Source organism: Vibrio sp. THAF190c (assembly GCF_009363355.1).
GTDB lineage: Bacteria > Pseudomonadota > Gammaproteobacteria > Enterobacterales > Vibrionaceae > Vibrio > Vibrio fortis_A.
Genome location: NZ_CP045338.1, coordinates 2634671 through 2654032, shown reverse-complemented (window position 1 = coordinate 2654032; position 19362 = coordinate 2634671). Strand labels below are relative to the sequence as shown.

At 45.7% G+C, this 19362-nt stretch carries 13 protein-coding genes and 1 pseudogene; 12 read left to right on the top strand and 2 right to left on the bottom strand.

Annotation, left to right across the window (positions count from 1 at the left end):
• Nucleotides 1–104: 104 nt before the first annotated feature.
• From FIV04_RS11815 to deoD, 9 genes and pseudogenes are all read left to right on the top strand, one after another.
• A complete protein-coding gene (locus tag FIV04_RS11815) occupies nucleotides 105–2102 on the top strand; it encodes a bifunctional diguanylate cyclase/phosphodiesterase (RefSeq protein ID WP_152469235.1) in 1998 nt (665 codons plus the stop codon).
• Between the two features lie 146 nt (nucleotides 2103–2248).
• Entirely contained in the window at nucleotides 2249–3829 is a 1581-nt protein-coding gene (gene prfC, locus FIV04_RS11810) for a peptide chain release factor 3 (protein WP_032551563.1), read from the top strand.
• A gap of 107 nt (nucleotides 3830–3936) precedes the next feature.
• Nucleotides 3937–4132, top strand: a pseudogene (locus FIV04_RS26930) (DUF5363 family protein).
• Complete coding sequence (locus FIV04_RS11805) at nucleotides 4071–4871, top strand: TatD family hydrolase (protein ID WP_152469234.1); 801 nt, start codon at nucleotides 4071–4073, stop codon at nucleotides 4869–4871. Before FIV04_RS26930 ends, FIV04_RS11805 begins: the two are co-directional and overlap by 62 nt.
• A gap of 204 nt (nucleotides 4872–5075) precedes the next feature.
• Nucleotides 5076–6338, top strand: a complete 1263-nt coding sequence (locus FIV04_RS11800; RefSeq protein ID WP_152469233.1) for a NupC/NupG family nucleoside CNT transporter — start codon at nucleotides 5076–5078, stop codon at nucleotides 6336–6338.
• Nucleotides 6339–6893: 555 nt separating this feature from the next.
• Entirely contained in the window at nucleotides 6894–7670 is a 777-nt protein-coding gene (gene deoC / locus FIV04_RS11795; protein ID WP_152469232.1) for a deoxyribose-phosphate aldolase, read from the top strand.
• Nucleotides 7671–7768: 98 nt separating this feature from the next.
• On the top strand, nucleotides 7769–9127 hold the full coding sequence (deoA, locus tag FIV04_RS11790) for a thymidine phosphorylase (protein ID WP_152469231.1): 1359 nt from the start codon (nucleotides 7769–7771) through the stop codon (nucleotides 9125–9127).
• A gap of 68 nt (nucleotides 9128–9195) precedes the next feature.
• Nucleotides 9196–10416 (top strand): phosphopentomutase, encoded by a 1221-nt coding sequence (locus FIV04_RS11785; RefSeq protein ID WP_152469230.1) that lies wholly within the window; start codon nucleotides 9196–9198, stop codon nucleotides 10414–10416.
• A gap of 70 nt (nucleotides 10417–10486) precedes the next feature.
• Complete coding sequence (gene deoD, locus FIV04_RS11780; RefSeq protein WP_032551570.1) at nucleotides 10487–11206, top strand: purine-nucleoside phosphorylase; 720 nt, start codon at nucleotides 10487–10489, stop codon at nucleotides 11204–11206.
• Between the two features lie 96 nt (nucleotides 11207–11302).
• On the opposite strand, the gene FIV04_RS11775 is transcribed toward deoD, so the two are convergent.
• Nucleotides 11303–11917 carry a YtjB family periplasmic protein gene (locus tag FIV04_RS11775; protein WP_032551571.1) on the bottom strand — a complete coding sequence of 205 codons (615 nt, stop codon included), beginning with the start codon at nucleotides 11915–11917 and terminating at the stop codon, nucleotides 11303–11305.
• Between the two features lie 109 nt (nucleotides 11918–12026).
• Between FIV04_RS11775 and serB the strand changes: the two genes are divergently transcribed.
• Nucleotides 12027–13007 (top strand): phosphoserine phosphatase, encoded by a 981-nt coding sequence (gene serB, locus FIV04_RS11770; RefSeq protein WP_152469229.1) that lies wholly within the window; start codon nucleotides 12027–12029, stop codon nucleotides 13005–13007.
• 81 nt (nucleotides 13008–13088) lie between these two features.
• On the opposite strand, the gene FIV04_RS11765 is transcribed toward serB, so the two are convergent.
• Nucleotides 13089–15437 (bottom strand): PilZ domain-containing protein, encoded by a 2349-nt coding sequence (locus FIV04_RS11765; protein WP_152469228.1) that lies wholly within the window; start codon nucleotides 15435–15437, stop codon nucleotides 13089–13091.
• Between the two features lie 161 nt (nucleotides 15438–15598).
• Here FIV04_RS11765 and radA point away from each other — a divergent pair, with 161 nt between their 5' ends.
• Nucleotides 15599–16978 carry a DNA repair protein RadA gene (radA, locus tag FIV04_RS11760; RefSeq protein ID WP_105025478.1) on the top strand — a complete coding sequence of 460 codons (1380 nt, stop codon included), beginning with the start codon at nucleotides 15599–15601 and terminating at the stop codon, nucleotides 16976–16978.
• A 236-nt stretch (nucleotides 16979–17214) separates the two neighbouring features.
• The gene (gene fusA, locus FIV04_RS11755) at nucleotides 17215–19302 is read left to right on the top strand and encodes an elongation factor G (RefSeq protein WP_150869204.1); all 2088 of its coding nucleotides are present in this window, start codon (nucleotides 17215–17217) and stop codon (nucleotides 19300–19302) included.
• Nucleotides 19303–19362: the final 60 nt, after the last annotated feature.

The following is a 19362-nucleotide window of genomic DNA, read 5'->3' as shown; positions in this document are numbered from 1 at the left end:
TTCATAAGTGACTGAAATGGTTGATTGTTCATTGATTTGAAACATTGATGGATTAAGGTCGATTTATTCCCAATCTTTTTGTCCTGATTATGTTATTCCCCAAAATGCTAAATAAACGAAAGTTCCTATTCACCTCTTTATTAGCGTTGCTGGTGGTAGCGTCGACCACAGTCCTCGTCATGCAATCGACCGATCTTTTGATCAAAAAGTCCCCCCTTGCAGAAGCTGCTGCTGAGATAAAGATCAACGGCTCTCTGGCTTATTTATGGTTTGATGAAATTGTTTCTGGCGATACAACCCAATCGATCCAAGAGGTTTGGTACTACCTAGAGATTGCTGATTGGCATGTAGGGGCGTTGCTCGATGGAGGAGAGAGCATCATGGGCAGCTATCAACCGATCAGCGATCCTGAACTTCGAGAGCGATTGATGATGCTACGCCAAACACTGGCTGAATTTCGCCAATATGCAGGTTCGCATTATCAACAATCGGTTTTAGAAACGCCGTCATTGGGATTAAAGACTGACGAGTATTATCTCGACTTCGCCAGTCAGGCGGATGAGATTCAGCGCGTGATTAAAACTAGCTATGAGTCAGGCATTGCCAGCTATACCAAAACCAGCATTACCTTGATTATCGCAGCTGTCTTTATCGGTGTGTACTCGCTTCGTGTTCAGTTTAAGCATGAACAGAGCCGAGACTTATTATTGAAATCGCTCACTGACGCCAAGTCTTCTATCGAGCTCAAGAACAAACAGCTTCATACTCAAGCTTACTTCGATCCTTTAACCGAGCTGCCCAACCGTACTCTGTTTCTCGATAGACTCGGGCAGTCGATACTCAATGCTCAACAGACTCAGCGTCCGTTCGCGTTATTGTTTCTCGATCTTGACCATTTTAAAGAGGTCAACGATCTCTATGGTCATGCCGCAGGTGATGAACTGTTAAAGCAGGTCGCACAGCGCATAACACAATCGATTCGAGTGACGGATCTCTCAGCGAGATTCAGCGGTGATGAGTTCGTCATTGTTTTGGAACACCTGCGCGATGTCGATATGGCGGTGAGTGTCGCCAATAAAATTGCCTCGAAACTGATTAAGCGTCTGAGAGAGCCTTTTGAACTGAAACATGGAACCGCGGAGGTCACAGCGAGTATTGGTATTTCTATTTACCCAGACGATAGCACCTCTCAACACTCTCTGATCCGTTACGCTGATGATGCGATGTATCACGCCAAGTCACTAGGGAAAAACAATTTCCAGTTCTATTCCAAAGAGCTCAACTACATTGCGATGTCGCAAAAAGAGTTGGAACGCGATTTAAGGCAGGCGATCGACAAACAGCAGTTTGAGATTCACTACTTACCAAAATGGGCGTTGAAGTCAGGTGATGTGGAGGGTGTTGAGGCACTAGTGCGTTGGCAGCATCCAATTAAAGGCTTGATGTACCCAAATGATTTTATTCCTGTTGCGGAAGCGACGGGGCAAATTCGTCAGATAGATCTGCTGGTGGCTGAGCTAGCGTTGGCGCAACACAAAAACTGGCTTACCCGCGGTATTGATATCGGCGTAATGAGTCTTAACATCTCAGCTCGAAGCTTAAAGCATCCTCAATTCTTTGATGCTTTAAAGCGCGTGATTATTTCTAGTGGTGTGGCCACGCATAGGATAGAAGTAGAGATCACTGAGACTGTGATGATAGAGAATGACCAATTCGCACAAATCATCTTTAAAGAGCTGCACCAGCTCGGCGTTCGTATCGCACTTGATGATTTTGGTACTGGCTTTTCATCGCTCTCTTACCTCAAGGACTTTGAGTTCGATACTCTGAAGATAGATCGCAGCTTTGTGATGGACTATGTCACCAATTCAACCTCACTCGTTCTACTCAAGAGCATGATTCAGATAGGTAACGAGCTAGGAGTAGCAGTCATCGCCGAGGGCGTGGAAACATTGCAACAGCAACGAGACTTGATGTCGATGGGGTTTGAGATAGGGCAAGGATTCTATCTTACTTCTCCTCAAACCGCAGATAGATTGATAGAGAATCTTAAGTTGAACTCTGCCTCCAACGTTGTGCCCATGTCCGGCACTTTAGGCTAGTGTAAGCCGCAGTTATCCTAACTCTCTGACTTTTTCTAGCTCAGGCTTTAGAAAGCTGGGCGACTTCTGTATAATCCGCACACAAAATTCAAGGGCAAGTCTCAACAACTTGCCCTTTTTACGCTTTAGATCAGCAAAGGGCGACTATGTCTTTCCAACAAGAAGTGAGCAAACGTAGAACGTTTGCGATTATCTCTCACCCGGATGCGGGTAAAACCACGATTACTGAAAAGGTTCTTTTATTCGGAAACGCGATTCAAAAAGCGGGTACCGTAAAAGGCCGTGGCTCTAACCAGCATGCTAAATCTGACTGGATGGAGATGGAAAAAGAACGTGGTATCTCGGTAACCACGTCTGTGATGCAGTTCCCGTACAATGATTGCCTAGTAAACCTACTAGATACTCCGGGACACGAAGACTTCTCGGAAGATACCTACCGTACACTAACGGCTGTTGACTCATGTCTAATGGTTATCGATGCTGCAAAAGGTGTCGAAGACCGTACACGTAAGCTAATGGAAGTAACACGTCTACGTGATACTCCAATCGTAACCTTCATGAACAAATTGGACCGTGATGTGCGTGATCCAATGGAAGTTCTAGATGAAGTTGAAAGCGAGCTGAGCATGGCGTGTGCACCAATCTCTTGGCCAATCGGTTGTGGTAAAGAGTTTAAAGGTGTTTACCACATTCACCGCGATGAGACGATCTTGTACGAATCTGGCCACGGCCATGAGATCCAAGAAGTTCGTATCATCAAAGGTCTAGATAACCCGGAACTGGATGCAGAAGTTGGCGCAGATCTAGCGGAAAGCGTTCGTGAAGAGCTTGAACTTGTCATGGGCGCGTGCCCTGAGTTCGACCATGACCTATTCCTAGCGGGCGAACTAACACCGGTTTTCTTCGGTACTGCATTGGGTAACTTTGGTGTTGACCACATGCTAGATGGCCTGACTGAGTGGGCGCCAATGCCGAAAACTCGCCAAGCAGTTGAGCGTGATGTTGAAGCGACAGAAGAGAAGTTCTCTGGCTTCGTATTTAAGATCCAAGCAAACATGGATCCAAAACACCGTGACCGTATCGCATTCATGCGTATCGTATCGGGTACTTACTCTCAAGGTATGAAGATGAACCATGTTCGTACAGGCAAGAATGTAAGTATCTCTGATGCGGTAACCTTTATGGCGGGCGACCGTGCACGTGCTGAGAAAGCATACGCGGGTGACATCATTGGTCTGCATAACCACGGTACAATCCAGATTGGTGATACCTTCACTCAAGGTGAGTCACTGAAGTTCTCTGGTATTCCTAACTTTGCACCAGAACTATTCCGTCGTATTCGTCTGCGCGATCCACTAAAACAGAAGCAGCTACTTAAAGGTCTAGTTCAGCTTTCTGAAGAGGGTGCGGTTCAGGTATTCCGTCCACTACAGAACAACGATCTGATTGTAGGTGCGGTTGGTGTGCTTCAGTTTGATGTGGTTGTAGCTCGTCTGAAAGCGGAATACAACGTTGAAGCGATCTATGAGAGCGTGAACGTTGCGACAGCACGTTGGGTTGAGTGTGGTGATGCTAAGAAGTTCGAAGAGTTCAAGCGTAAGAACCAGACTAACCTAGCGTTGGATGGTGGCGATAACCTAACTTACATCGCACCAACTATGGTTAACTTGAACCTAGCATCAGAGCGTTTCCCTGATGTTGAGTTCCGTGCAACTCGCGAGCACTAATCTATTGATGACGGTGCCAACTCACTGAGGTGGTGCTAGTCGAAGTGATTAAAAACGTCTATTGTTCTGCAATAGGCGTTTTTTTATGTTTGCCTTAAGGAGAGTGGATGTTTCAAGTCATTAAAAGATGGATTAAGCAGTACGATAAATGGTGTAAAGAGTTAGGGTTAACGCCAGAAAATAAGCGTAGCTGCACCCCTTATCGTAGCGATCCTCAACCTGAACCGAAAGATAAGCCGTAATGTCGATACCGCTATTCGATACCCACTGTCATCTAGACTTCGACGTCTTTTCGTTGGGTGATCAAGACAGTTCTGCGGCCGCTCAAGACTATCTCATAACTGCTAAGCAGCAAGGCGTTGAGAAGGTCGTCGTCCCCTCGATTGGTCAAACCAACTGGGAAAAGCTCGAGCAACTGAGCTCGGAACATTCCAACCTTTACTATGCGCTGGGTTTTCATCCTTACTTTCTAGCGACGGCGAGTGAGAGCGAATTTGCTCAACTTGAACTGAATTTAAGTGGCGCTTCTGAGCAGTGTGTTGCGATAGGAGAGTGCGGCTTGGATTTCTTTGTGGATGTGGATATCGATAAGCAAGAGCGTTTTTTTATCCATCAGATACAGCTCGCGACTGCTTTTAAACTGCCTCTGATTATCCATGAACGGAAATCACATAACCGTCTTATCCAGCTTATCAAGCAACAAAAATTCACCAATGGTGGAGTGATCCATGGTTTTTCGGGAAGCGAGCAGCAAGCTTTAGAGTGGATTCGCTTGGGATTCTATATCGGTGTCGGTGGAACGATAACTTACCCTAGAGCGCAGAAAACGCGCACCACTGTCGCTCGTTTACCCCTTGAATGGGTCGTTTTAGAGACGGATGCACCGGATATGCCGATCAGCGGTAAGCAAGGAAACATTAATCATTCCAAATATTTAGTTACGATATTAAATGAACTTGTTTCGCTCAGGAAAGAGTCAAAGCAATCGATTGCAACTCAAATGTGGCAAAATAGCCATCAGCTATTCGGTATATGTGAATAAAATCTAAAGTTTTTGTTTATCGTTTGCGTGTTTTACAGCTGTATCGTGACTTGGCTCACAGATGTAAATGAATGATACATGAATCTTATACCAAAGTGTGAGGACGGCATTACTTTATTAGTGGTCGCATGAGTATAATTGCCTCCGCTTTATAGCCCCATTTTGTAACACGCCAATAAATAACTAATAAGGAAGTCATAAACTATGAGCCTGTTTATGAGCCTAGTCGGTATGGTTGTACTGATTGCAATCGCAGTACTACTATCTGACAACCGCAAAGCTATTAACTTAAGAACGGTGGGTGGCGCATTCGCTATCCAATTCGCACTTGGTGCATTCGTACTTTACATCCCTTGGGGTCGTGATTTGCTTGCAGGTTTCTCTGCTGGTGTAGCAAACGTAATCGACTACGGTAAAGACGGTACTGGTTTCCTATTCGGCAGCCTAGTTAACTTCTCAGTTGACGGTATCGGTTTCATCTTTGCATTCCAAGTACTACCAACTCTAATCTTCTTCTCTGCACTTATCTCTGTACTTTACTACATTGGTGTAATGCAATGGGTTATCAAGATTCTTGGTGGTGGCCTACAGAAAGCTCTTGGCACATCTCGTGCGGAGTCTATGTCTGCTGCAGCAAACATCTTCGTTGGTCAAACTGAAGCTCCTCTAGTTGTACGTCCTTTCGTACCAAAAATGACTCAGTCTGAACTATTCGCTGTAATGTGTGGTGGTCTAGCTTCTGTTGCTGGTGGTGTACTAGCGGGTTACGCTTCTATGGGTGTACCTCTAGAGTACCTAGTTGCTGCATCATTCATGGCGGCACCAGGTGGTCTACTATTCGCTAAGATCATCAAGCCAGAGACTGATACTCCTGCTGACGACATCGCTGATGAAATGGACGGTGGCGACGACAAACCAGCTAACGTTATCGACGCAGCTGCTGGTGGTGCATCTGTTGGTCTACAACTTGCTCTAAACGTTGGTGCAATGCTACTAGCGTTTATCGGTCTAATCGCTCTAATCAACGGTATCCTAGGTGGCATCGGTGGTTGGGTTGGTTTCGAAGGCCTAACTCTTGAATGGATCCTTGGTAAAGTATTCTCTCCACTAGCATTCATTATTGGTGTGCCATGGGCTGAAGCAGATATCGCTGGTTCATTCATCGGTCAGAAGATCGTAGTTAACGAATTCGTTGCATACCTAAACTTCGTACCTTTCGTTGGTGAAAACGCTCAAATCGTTGAAGCGACTGGTCAAGTAATGTCTACTAAGACTCAAGCAATTATCTCGTTCGCTCTATGTGGTTTCGCAAACCTTTCTTCTATCGCGATTCTACTGGGTGGTCTAGGTGGTCTAGCTCCAAACCGTCGTCACGACATCGCTCGTATGGGTGTTAAAGCGGTTGTTGCTGGTACTCTATCTAACCTGATGGCAGCGACAATTGCTGGCTTCTTCCTATCTTTCTAATTAAGTAGATTAGATTATATAGACGCCACTTTAATATCGCCCCGTAGCAAGAGATTGCTGCGGGGCTTTTTTGTTTTAGGGACCGGGTTATTGAGCAATAAGTGCAGGAAACGTTGATACATAGTATGTGTTACTCACAACGATTGCTGCCATCAATAACTCGGAAACTGAATTATTTTGAGATACAAACCGTTTGCGTTCTAAGGAGCACTACAAATTATCGAAGGATACCTATAATGTATAAGCTATAGGGATAGGATTTCCCTTTTTGGCAAGAAAATGATCGCTTGTTTAATCGCAATCGTGATTCTTCTGGGATTAGGCCAAACATAGCGATACGCTATAGATGTTAGACACAACAAGGTAGATTTGTTGTGCCATAGACCAAACTGGTACTGTGCGGTGACAAGGATAGCAATTGATGGCGTAAGGCCAACAAGTCTTCAGGGAACCAAGTCCGTTCATTGGTGACTACAGAGCATTACTAAAATATCCATCTATACTGGATGGAGGGCGAAGTAGTTAACTATTTGAATATATTGATCGGAGATAGAAATGAGCGATTTAAAAGCAGCAGCTCTACGTGCACTTAAACTTATGGACCTAACTACGCTAAATGACGACGACACAACTGAAAAAGTTGTAGCGCTTTGTCACGACGCGAAGACTGCAGTGGGCAACACAGCTGCAATCTGTATTTACCCTCGCTTTATCCCAGCAGCTAAGAAGGCACTGCGTGAGCAAGGTACTCCAGAAGTACGTATTGCGACTGTAACTAACTTCCCTCATGGTAACGATGACATCGAAATCGCAGTTGCAGAAACTAAAGCAGCAGTAGCTTACGGTGCAGACGAAGTAGACGTAGTATTCCCATACCGCGCTCTAATCGCTGGCAACGAAGAAGTAGGTTTCGAGCTAGTTAAACAGTGTAAAGAAGCATGTGGCGAAATCACACTGAAAGTAATCATCGAAACTGGTGAGCTTAAAGAAGAAGCACTAATCAAGAAAGCATCTGAAATTTGTATCAAAGCAGGCGCTGACTTCATTAAAACTTCAACAGGTAAAGTGCCAGTAAACGCGACTCCAGAGTACGCGCGCATGATGCTTGAAGTGATCCGTGACATGGGCGTAGCTAAGACTGTTGGTTTCAAACCTGCAGGTGGTGTTCGTACTGCTGAAGATGCAGCACAATACCTAGCAATGGCTGATGACATCCTAGGCGCAGATTGGGCTGACAACATGCACTACCGTTTTGGTGCATCAAGCCTACTGACTAACCTACTAAACACATTAGAAGTAACAGACGAGACAGCTGATCCAACAGCTTACTAATTCTTAAATTGTCTGTTTGATGGAGCGGTGATTTTACCGCTCCATATTACCTCTTTACCTTACATACCATACTCATCATGAGTGTTGGGAGGAATCTAATGTCTGAAGTATCTAATACCAAAACTCCAACTTTTCTACCTCAAGAAATTATTCGCAGAAAACGTGACGGCGAAGTGCTGACTGCTGAAGAGATCAACTTCTTTATTCAGGGCGTTGCTAAAAACACGGTTTCTGAAGGCCAAATCGCCGCATTTGCAATGGCGATCTTCTTCAACGAAATGACAATGCCAGAGCGTATTGCGCTAACGTGTGCAATGCGTGATTCAGGTATGGTTATCGATTGGAGCCACATGAACTTTGATGGTCCTATCGTTGATAAACACTCTACAGGTGGTGTAGGTGACGTAACTTCACTAATGCTTGGCCCAATGGTGGCAGCATGTGGTGGTTTCGTTCCTATGATCTCTGGTCGTGGTCTTGGCCACACAGGTGGTACCCTAGATAAGCTTGAATCTATCCCTGGCTACAACATCACACCGACAAATGAAGTGTTTGGTGAAGTAACCAAAGACGCAGGTGTTGCAATCATCGGTCAAACAGGTGATCTAGCTCCAGCGGACAAGCGGGTATACGCGACGCGTGATATCACTGCGACTGTAGATAACATCTCGCTAATCACAGCTTCAATCCTTTCTAAGAAGTTGGCTGCTGGCCTAGATTCTCTAGTAATGGATGTAAAAGTAGGTTCTGGTGCATTCATGCCAACTTACGAAGCGTCTGAAGAGTTGGCGAAATCTATCGTTGCTGTAGCAAACGGTGCAGGTACTAAGACAACAGCGATTCTAACTGACATGAACCAAGTTCTGGCTTCTTCTGCAGGTAATGCAGTAGAGGTACGTGAAGCGGTTCAATTCCTGACGGGTGAATACCGTAACCCTCGTCTTCTAGAGATCACGCTAGCTTCATGTGCTGAAATGCTCGTGCTTGGCAACCTTGCGAAAGACTCTGAAGAGGCTCGTGAGAAGCTAATGGCGGTACTGGATAACGGTAAAGCAGCAGAGTGCTTCGGCAAGATGGTTGCAGGTCTAGGTGGGCCAGCTGACTTCGTAGAAAACTACGACAACTACTTAGAGAAAGCGGAAATCATCAAGCCAGTATACGCACTTGAAAGTGGCGTTGTATCAGCAATGGATACGCGCGCAATCGGTATGGCTGTTGTTGGCATGGGTGGCGGTCGTCGCGTTGCAACTGACAGCATCGATTACGCAGTTGGCTTCGATAACTTCATCCGTCTAGGTGAAGTGGCAAGCGAAGACAAGCCTCTTGCGGTTATTCACGCACGCAACGAAGAGCAATGGCAAGAAGCGGCAACAGCCCTTCAAAGTGCGATTACTGTTGGTGGTGAATACACAGCAACGCCGGACGTTTACCGTCAAATTCGTTCAGAAGACGTTTAATTAAGAAATTACACAAAGCCTGCTCACACCAAAATTATTCGATAATGAGCGGGCTAAAGGAAATAGCAATGAAAAGAGCATTTATTTTAGTCTTAGACTCATTTGGTATTGGCGCAACGGCTGATGCTGAGAAATTTGGTGATGTAGGTTCAGATACTATGGGTCACATCGCTGATCAGTGTGATAAGGGCTTAGCGGATAACGCTGACCGTCAAGGTCCACTGACTCTGCCAAACCTATCTAAACTGGGTCTTGCGATGGCTCATAAAGAGTCAACAGGTCGTTTTGCTCCTGGTATGGATGCAGACGCTGAAATCATCGGTGCTTACGGCCATGCAGCTGAGCTATCTTCTGGTAAAGATACACCGTCGGGTCACTGGGAAATTGCGGGTGTTCCTGTTCTTTTTGATTGGGGTTACTTCACGGATAAAGAGAACAGCTTCCCTAAAGAGCTGACTGACCGCATTCTAGAGCGTGCTGGCCTATCTGGTTTCCTAGGTAACTGTCACGCATCGGGTACTCAAGTACTGGATGATCTAGGTGAAGAGCACATGAAGACGGGCCTACCTATCTTCTACACCTCTGCAGATTCAGTATTCCAGATCGCATGTCATGAAGAGACATTTGGTCTACAAAACCTGCTAGATCTTTGTCAGATCGCTCGTGAAGAGCTAGAAGATTACAACATTGGTCGTGTTATCGCGCGTCCTTTCGTTGGTGCGGGTAAAGGTCAGTTTGAGCGTACCGGTAACCGTCGCGATCTATCTGTTGAGCCGCCATCAGCAACGATCCTGCAAAAATTGGTTGAAGAGAAAAACGGTGAGGTTCACTCAATCGGTAAGATCTCTGATATCTACGCTGGCTGTGGTATCACTAAGAAGACTAAAGCGACAGGTATTCCTGACCTATTTGAAGCAACCAAAGACGCGATCAAAGAAGCGGGTGACAACACGATTGTGTTCACTAACTTTGTAGATTTCGACTCTGCTTACGGTCACCGTCGTGACGTAGCGGGTTACGCAGCGGCACTTGAGTACTTCGATGGTCGTATTCACGAAGTTATGGATATGATGCAAGAAGATGACATCTTGATCCTAACTGCTGACCACGGTTGTGACCCAACATGGCCTGGTTCTGACCACACTCGTGAGCACATCCCAGTGATTGTTTACGGTAAGAATGTACCTGCTGGCTCACTAGGTCGTCGTGACACATTTGCTGATATCGGCCAAACGCTAGCAGCATACTTCGGTACGTCGCCAATGGGCTACGGCACAAGCTTTTTGTAATTTTTAAGTATACTGAAGAGAGAGGGTAGCCTCTCTCTTCTTTTTTGTTTTGAGATAAAGGATATTTTCAATGGCAACTCCACATATTAATGCTGAAATGGGCGCATTCGCAGACGTTGTTCTTATGCCGGGTGACCCGCTACGTGCTAAATACATCGCAGAAACATTCCTAGATGATGTTGTTCAGGTGTGTGATGTTCGCAACATGTTTGGTTACACAGGTACTTACAAAGGTCGTAAGATCTCTGTGATGGGCCACGGTATGGGCATCCCATCGTGCTCTATCTACGCGACAGAGCTTATTAAAGACTTTGGTGTGAAGAAAATCATCCGTGTTGGCAGCTGTGGTGCGGTTAGCGAAGATATTAAAGTGCGCGATGTTGTTATCGGCATGGGCGCTTGTACAGATTCAAAAGTGAACCGTATTCGCTTTAAAGGTCATGACTTTGCTGCAATTGCTGACTACAAAATGGTTCGTGCAGCTGAAGACGCGGCAAAAGCGCGCGGTGTTGACGTAAAAGTCGGTAACCTATTCTCAGCTGAGCTGTTCTACACTCCAGATCCAGAAATGTTTGAAGTTATGGACAAGTACGGCATCGTTGGCGTTGAGATGGAAGCGGCTGGTATCTACGGCGTATGTGCTGAGTACGGCGCGAAAGCACTAACTATCTGTACTGTTTCAGACCACATTAAAACAGGCGAGCAAACCACATCTGATGAGCGTCAAACGACTTTCAATGACATGATGGTAATCGCACTAGACTCTGTTCTGCTGGGCGACGACGAGTAATCGAAAGCCTCAGTATGCTTTGAGCTGAATGAAAACAGCCCCTACAGTCTCGACTGTAGGGGCTTTTTATTGTTTGGTTGTATTGAAGCTTGCCTACTAAGAGTTAACGTTCTTGAGTAGCAGGTTCTCGCCTGACTTAGACTTGCCGCGTCTGAGGATTAATAGAATAAACAGCACACCACTCACAAATCCCATCACTACCATACCAATCATATAGCGGTCACTCTTGCGGTAATGGTGATCTGAGATAGCCGTGACTCGGCCTGTCTCAAAAGTCACACGGATAAACCCTATGATGGTGTTTTCCGGAGAGTAGATAGGTTCAACCAGCTGTTGTTTGCCGATACTGGCTGTAGAAAGAGGAGTGTCTAACCCTAGTACTTCACGAACCGTTAGCGCTTTTTCACTCGATGCTAAACGAATACCTTCAGCGTTGTAGATTGTGGTATCAAAAACCAGTCGGTCTTGAGATAGCTGATTGGTAAGCTCTAGCAGGCGTTCTTGGTCTTGCTGAATGATCATTTTGCTCGCAGACAGCGACGCTTGTGAGATCAGAACCTTGGTTAGAGTTTCGAGCTGTTTGGCTTGAATTTTCTCATTACCCTTACTGATCACTACGGTATTTTTGATGGTGACCACCAACATAGCGGCTAATAAAATCAGCGCTAAGATACGCAGTGCATTGCGTAATGAGAATAGCGATTCATTCATGATTCATCTCGCCTGAAATAAACAAATGTTATGATTAAGGTATATTGAGACTTGCACATGTAAATTGCAATAGGTTAACGTCTAGCTAAGTTAATTAGGAATCATACACATGGACGCACAGAAACTCTTGCCTATCAAAAGGCATACTACACTGTTAACTCGACTCCCGGAGACGCGATTCGCCTCTCAACTGGCCAAATCAAAGGCAAACTGGATCGTGTTTGGTGAGTATCTTTCTCCTCAAGCCTTCGATGACATCGACTTTTTCACAGGCTTCTACAACACCATTCTAGACACTTGGAAAGTGGGCAAATACGAAGTTGCTCTGATGTCTGGACAACTTACTCCTGCGCATGAAGAGATCTTACAGGGTCTAAAACTGGATTACGCTTGCCTAAGCGAAGTTCCAGACTTATCGAAGCCGGGTTTGATTGTGATGGATATGGACTCCACAGCGATTCAAATTGAATGCATCGATGAGATTGCAAAACTGGCGGGTGTGGGTGAGCTGGTATCCGATATTACCGAGCGCGCAATGCAGGGTGAACTCGATTTTGAACAGAGCCTTCGTCAACGTGTTGGTGCACTGAAAGACGCCGATGAAGCTATCTTAGAGCAGGTGCGCAGTACACTACCATTCATGCCAGACTTGGTAGAGCTGGTTAACACACTGAATAAGCTAGGTTGGAAAACGGCCATTGCATCAGGCGGCTTTACTTATTTCTCTGACTACCTTAAAGACACTCTTAATCTCGATTACGCGCAATCTAACACCTTGGAAATCGTCAATGGTAAGCTGACAGGGCAAGTGTTGGGCGATGTCGTATCAGCGCAAACCAAAGCTGACATTCTGATTGAGCTGGCTGACGAGCATGAGATTGAGCTGCACAATACGGTGGCTGTCGGTGATGGTGCTAACGACTTGGTGATGATGAAAGCGGCAGGTTTGGGTATTGCTTATCACGCGAAACCGAAAGTTGAGCAGCAGACACAGTCTGCAGTGCGTTACTCAGGGTTGGGCGGCGTGCTATGTATTCTTTCTGGTGTATTGGCTAAGCATCAAAAAATCAGCTGGCAAGTGAAGCCATAGCATCTTTATAGATAGAAAAAGCAGGCCTTAGAGCCTGCTTTTTTAAATGGGTTTTGCTAATAGCTGAATGATGTAGATCGGCTACTTGGTCAGCTCGAGTCTGATCAGCACTTCATCTGTGATATCACACATTTCGCCATAACCAATAAAGGCCGTCACTTCATTTTCGAGTTTCTTCGCTTGGTACATACTAATCCGAGCAATCGCCTCTAAATCAGATTGAAACAGGCTGGTCAGTGGGTCGAAAACTGGTGCTGTTGATACTCGTAAAACGTAGAGCTCCCCCATATGCTGAGCTTTTTTGATGAACATGATTCGTTCTTTCACCGATTTGAACTCTCGGCTTAGCTTGGTATGTACTGATTGAATCTTGTCACCAAACTTAACCGCTGCTACGTAAACATCATGATGCTTTGGACCAGCCCCCTCTATTTTCTTCAGCGGATCCGCTAATAGAGTATTACTGTGCCCTTTAAATATCGGCTCTAATGACAGTTTATGGTTGTGTCCAAGCTTCGCCAGTAAGCTCAAGTAGTTATTGAGTGGGAAGTTAACCCCAATGATCTTACAGCGTAGTTTTGAACTTGGCTTATCAATAAAGATCGGGTTACTGACCATTTTACTCAATAGTACATTGTGGAGGGATTCCAACAGTGAGTGAGTCGGTAGTATCTCTTTCTTTTTGATCAGTTTATTTTGGTTATGATCAATGAGGCCATTAAGGAAGGCCACGGTACGCATGGTTTTGCCCGTTTCATCGATCGCCAACTGAACATTCTTACCGTTCGGACTAACACGGATCACTCGGTAAGGTACGGCGCTCAGTGGTAGCTTCTTATCATAGAGCTGTAGCTCATTGAAATTGATGATTACAGGATCGTCGATCTTGAGTACCAATGGCTGCTCTAATGTGATGCTTAAGCCACGCTTGGAAAGATCCTGAGTATGACCGTTCGCTGCTGCACCATCGCCTGCAGTGATCTGCAGTGGTGACTTAAACTGATAGCGTGGCTCTTTGCGGCGAGACTGAGAATCAAAGTAGATGCTCTGAATATTACCCACAACGGTGCGAGCATGGCGGAACTTATTCAGCTCACTGCTGGCAATACGTGGTTTTTCTGTAAGCAGGTAGTCGTCCGCACTGTCGTCAGCACCGATCTCTTGCAAGATACCACAGTGGGTCAATTGCTCTGAGCTTCTTGCGAGATCTTTCGAGTGCTGAGCTAATGCTTGTTGCTCTTCTTCGGACAGTTCAAAAACAGAGAACTTAAAGGTTTTCCAGCTCGATCTCTTAGCACCAATATGCCAGAACAGTTGGCGTTGCTCGCGAGTTGCTTCTGGCAACATCATTGAGTAGAACAACGTCTTATTTTGGTGCTCGTGAGTGAATGAGTAGATAACATTACTCGTGCCTTTCACTCCTGGCTTCGCTAATTGGTTCATACGTTGCTCATTAAACAACGTACCTAAAGCTTGTTGGTTACGCTCATCATGCCAGTACTGCCAAAGAGGGTGGTTGTTATCGGTCAGTAAAGCTAGCTTGAGCTCACTACCGCTAAAAAAGAGAGGCAAGTTACAGGTGTGCTTGAGGTATGTATGCTCGATTCCGCGAGTGCGGGTGCGAATGATTCGGTCTTGGTTTTCGTGCTGAGTCTTCTTGCTGTTGCTGTTAAGTGACTCTTCGATTAAACGACCTACGATATTACTGTCGCAAACGCGTACTGTTCTTAAAAACTTAACAGCGTTGTTATCGTAAGAGTCGTCGATACCAAGAATTCGAAACTCTGTGGTTTTATCGACTCCCGGCTCTTTCGACTTTTCGACCAGTTCAGTAAATTTGACGCCAACCACTTCGCCAAGGCTATACTTGAATGCGCTTGGCACCTTGAATTTCCCACCTGATGGCGATATATCCACAGTCACACCATGCAGCACTTGGCCTTTTGAGGTTGTTATCTCGACTTGTGACGCAACTTTTAGGCGGTTCTCTTGACGTTTTAAATCATAACCAAGGTTAATAGGTTCCGCTTCATAAGGACTATTGGCACTGGTGATGCCGTTGTCTTCTTGCTGAGTGGTATTGATTTGGTTGCTGACTGGCTGAGTTCGCGGAGACATGACCATCTCCCAAACGCCTTCAGTGTAGCCGCGAAACTTCTTTGTGCCGCGCTGATAGGCATTAAGTGCGATATCATCAAGCCAGTGTTTACGCCCATCTAGGGTAAACTGGTGACATTCGTCGTCGATACGGCCGCGTAAATCGATACTCTTGGTACACGGCGCCATGATACGATTCAGTTCCATTTTAACGAGCAATTTCAGAGACGGGGATTCGCCCTCTGTCATTTGTGATAGAAGGAAATCGAAATCCTCAGCGTGATAGGCTGGGATGAGTCGCTCTGCTACAGATAGAATTTCAGATTGCTGCATACTTTTATTGTTAGAATGGATAGTGCACTTATGTTATCGACTAGTTTAAATCGATCTTTAAGTATAACTGGTACGACTGCAACGATTATTTTAATCCGTACGGACAACGACATCACAATTTGACAACATCATCGTGTAACGAAGTAAATTATTGAGGTTTTATGGCTAAGGCAAAACGAGCTTATGTATGTAATGACTGTGGCGCAGACTTCCCGCGCTGGCAGGGGCAATGTAATGCATGCGGAGCTTGGAACACAATCACAGAGGTAAGGCTTGCTGCATCACCTCAGGTTGCACGTAATGAGAGGCTTACCGGTTACGCGGGTAGTGCAACAGAATCGAGTGTTCAAACCCTTTCAGAGATCGATCTGCAAGAAGTACCAAGATTTAGCAGTGGCTTTAAAGAGCTCGACCGCGTTCTTGGTGGTGGTGTGGTGCCGGGTGCGGCGATTCTTATCGGTGGTAACCCAGGTGCGGGTAAGTCGACTCTATTATTACAGACGATGTGTCTGCTCTCTTCACAGCTTCCGACCTTATATGTCACAGGTGAGGAATCGTTGCAGCAGGTGGCGATGCGCGCCTCGCGTCTAGGGCTACCGAAAGAGCATCTGAAAATGTTGTCGGAAACTAACGTTGATAAGATCTGTCAGGTTGCGGAGAAAGAGCAACCGAAGATCATGGTCATCGACTCGATTCAGGTTATGCACGTCGCCGATGTTCAGTCATCGCCGGGCAGTGTGGCTCAGGTACGTGAGTCAGCAACCGCACTGACTCGTTTTGCTAAGCAGAATAATGTGGCTATTTTCCTTGTTGGTCACGTAACTAAAGATGGCACGCTGGCGGGGCCGAAAGTTCTAGAGCACATCATTGACTGTTCGGTACTGCTAGATGGTGGCACTGATAGCCGCTTTAGAACGCTGCGCAGCCATAAGAACCGTTTTGGTGCGGTAAATGAGCTGGGTGTATTTGCGATGACAGGGCAGGGGCTTAAAGAGGTCTCCAACCCTTCGGCTATTTTCCTTTCTCGTGGTGAAGAAGAAACGTCAGGTAGTTCAGTGATGGTGGTCTGGGAAGGTACACGTCCACTTCTCGTCGAGATTCAAGCGCTGGTGGATTATTCACAGCTGGCAAACCCTCGCCGTGTCGCTGTAGGCTTAGAGCAAAACCGTCTTTCTTTATTACTCGCCGTGCTGCATAAACACGGTGGACTGCAAATGGCCGACCAAGATGTGTTTGTGAATGTCGTCGGTGGTGTTAAAGTAACCGAAACCAGTGCTGACCTAGCATTAGTGATGGCACTGTTGTCTAGTTTTAGAGACAGAGCACTGCCTAAAGATGTGGTCGTGTTTGGTGAAGTTGGCTTGGCTGGGGAGATTAGACCGGTTCCAAGTGGACAAGAGCGTCTAAACGAAGCCTTCAAACACGGCTTTAAAAAAGCGATCGTGCCAGCGGCCAATATGCCTAAGGGCGGTATTCCAGGGATGCAAATCCACGGAGTGAAAAAGCTGTCAGAAGCAATTAGTGCTTTTGATGAGTTGTAATAAAGCTAAGTTAGGCTAATCTATACAGCAGCAAATCAAATTGGGTTTGCTAATCGTCTTTCTGCGAGCCCAATATTAAAATTAACAACCGCTTAGGTTGTTTCTACAGAGCACTTTTCCTTTCTTATTGTGGAAAGGCAAAAGTTTTTTAGTCTCAAATGCATGCAAAGCTATCAGTCTTCACAGATTGTGATATACTCTGCGCGCATTTTATATCCTATTAACAGAGTAAGACAATGGCAGATTTATCGAAATACAGAAACATTGGTATTTTCGCGCACGTTGATGCGGGTAAAACAACTACCACTGAGCGTATCCTTAAGCTAACTGGTCAAATCCACAAGACTGGTGAAGTACATGACGGCGAATCAACGACTGACTTCATGGAACAGGAAGCTGAGCGCGGTATTACTATCCAATCAGCAGCTGTAAGCTGTTTCTGGAACGGTCACCGTCTAAACGTTATCGATACTCCTGGACACGTTGACTTCACAGTTGAAGTATACCGTTCTCTTAAAGTTCTTGATGGCGGTGTTGGTGTATTCTGTGGTTCTGGTGGTGTTGAACCACAATCAGAAACTAACTGGCGTTACGCTAACGAATCAGAAGTATCTCGTCTGATCTTCGTTAACAAACTAGACCGTATGGGCGCAGACTTCTACAACGTTGTTGACCAAGTTAAAAACGTTCTAGGTGCAAACCCACTAGTTATGGTTCTACCAATCGGTCGTGAAGACGACTTCGTTGGTGTTGTAGACCTACTAAGCCGTAAAGCTTACGTATGGGACGACTCTGGTCTTCCAGAAAACTACGAAATCCAAGACATCCCAGCTGACATGGTTGATGATGTTGAGCAATACCGTGAAGAGCTAATCGAAACTGCTGTTGAGCAAGACGATGATCTAATGGAAGCTTACATGGAAGGTGAAGAGCCTTCTATCGAAGACATCAAGCGTTGTATCCGTAAAGGTACTCGTGACCTAGCATTCTTCCCAACATTCTGTGGTTCTGCATTTAAGAACAAGGGTGTTCAGCTAGTACTAGACGCTGTTGTAGATTACCTACCATCTCCAACTGAAGTTGATCCACAGCCTCTAACTGATAAAGAGACTGGCGAACCAACTGGTGAAGTTGCAACTGTATCTGCAGATGAGCCACTACGTGCTCTAGCATTTAAGATCATGGACGACCGTTTCGGTGCACTAACGTTCATCCGTATCTACTCTGGTCGCATGAAGAAGGGTGATACTATCCTTAACGCTGCAACTGGTAAGACTGAGCGTATCGGCCGTATGGTTGAGATGCAAGCTGATGACCGTAACGAGCTAACTGAAGCTCAAGCTGGTGACATCATCGCAGTTGTTGGTATGAAGAACGTTCAAACTGGTCACACTCTATGTGATCCGAAGCACGAATGTACTCTAGAGCCAATGATCTTCCCAGAACCAGTAATCTCTATCGCTGTAGCGCCTAAAGATAAAGGTTCTACTGAGAAGATGGGTATCGCTATCGGTAAGATGGTTGCAGAAGATCCATCTTTCCAAGTTGAGACTGACGAAGATTCAGGTGAAACTATCCTGAAAGGTATGGGTGAACTTCACCTAGACATCAAGGTAGACATCCTTAAGCGTACATACGGCGTTGAGCTAACTGTAGGTGCTCCACAAGTAGCTTACCGTGAAACTATCACTCAAGCGATTGAAGATAGCTACACGCACAAGAAGCAATCTGGTGGTTCAGGTCAGTTCGGTAAGATCGACTACCGCATCAAACCAGGTGAGCCAAACTCTGGCTTCACGTTCTCTTCAACAGTTGTTGGTGGTAACGTACCTAAAGAATTCTGGCCTGCAGTAGAGAAAGGCTTCGAGTCTATGATGGATAACGGTGTTCTTGCTGGCTTCCCAACTCTAGACGTTGAAGTTGAACTATTCGACGGTGGCTTCCACGCAGTTGACTCGTCTGCGATCGCATTCGAAATCGCAGCGAAAGGCGCATTCCGTCAATCTATGCCAAAAGCTGGCGCGCAACTTCTTGAGCCAATCATGAACGTTGACGTGTTCACTCCAGAAGATCACGTTGGTGATGTAATCGGTGACCTTAACCGTCGTCGTGGTATGATCAAAGACCAACAAGCTGGTGCTACTGGCGTACGTATTAAAGCTGACGTACCTCTATCAGAAATGTTTGGTTACATCGGTCACCTACGTACAATTACTTCTGGTCGTGGTCAATTCTCTATGGAATTCGCACACTACGCACCATGTCCAGCAAACGTTGCTGAAGAAGTAATCGCAAAAGCTAAAGAAGAGAAAGAAAACAAGTAATTGTTTTTAGAATCTAATTAGTTTTAAAGCCCCGCAAGTGAAAGCTTGCGGGGCTTTTAT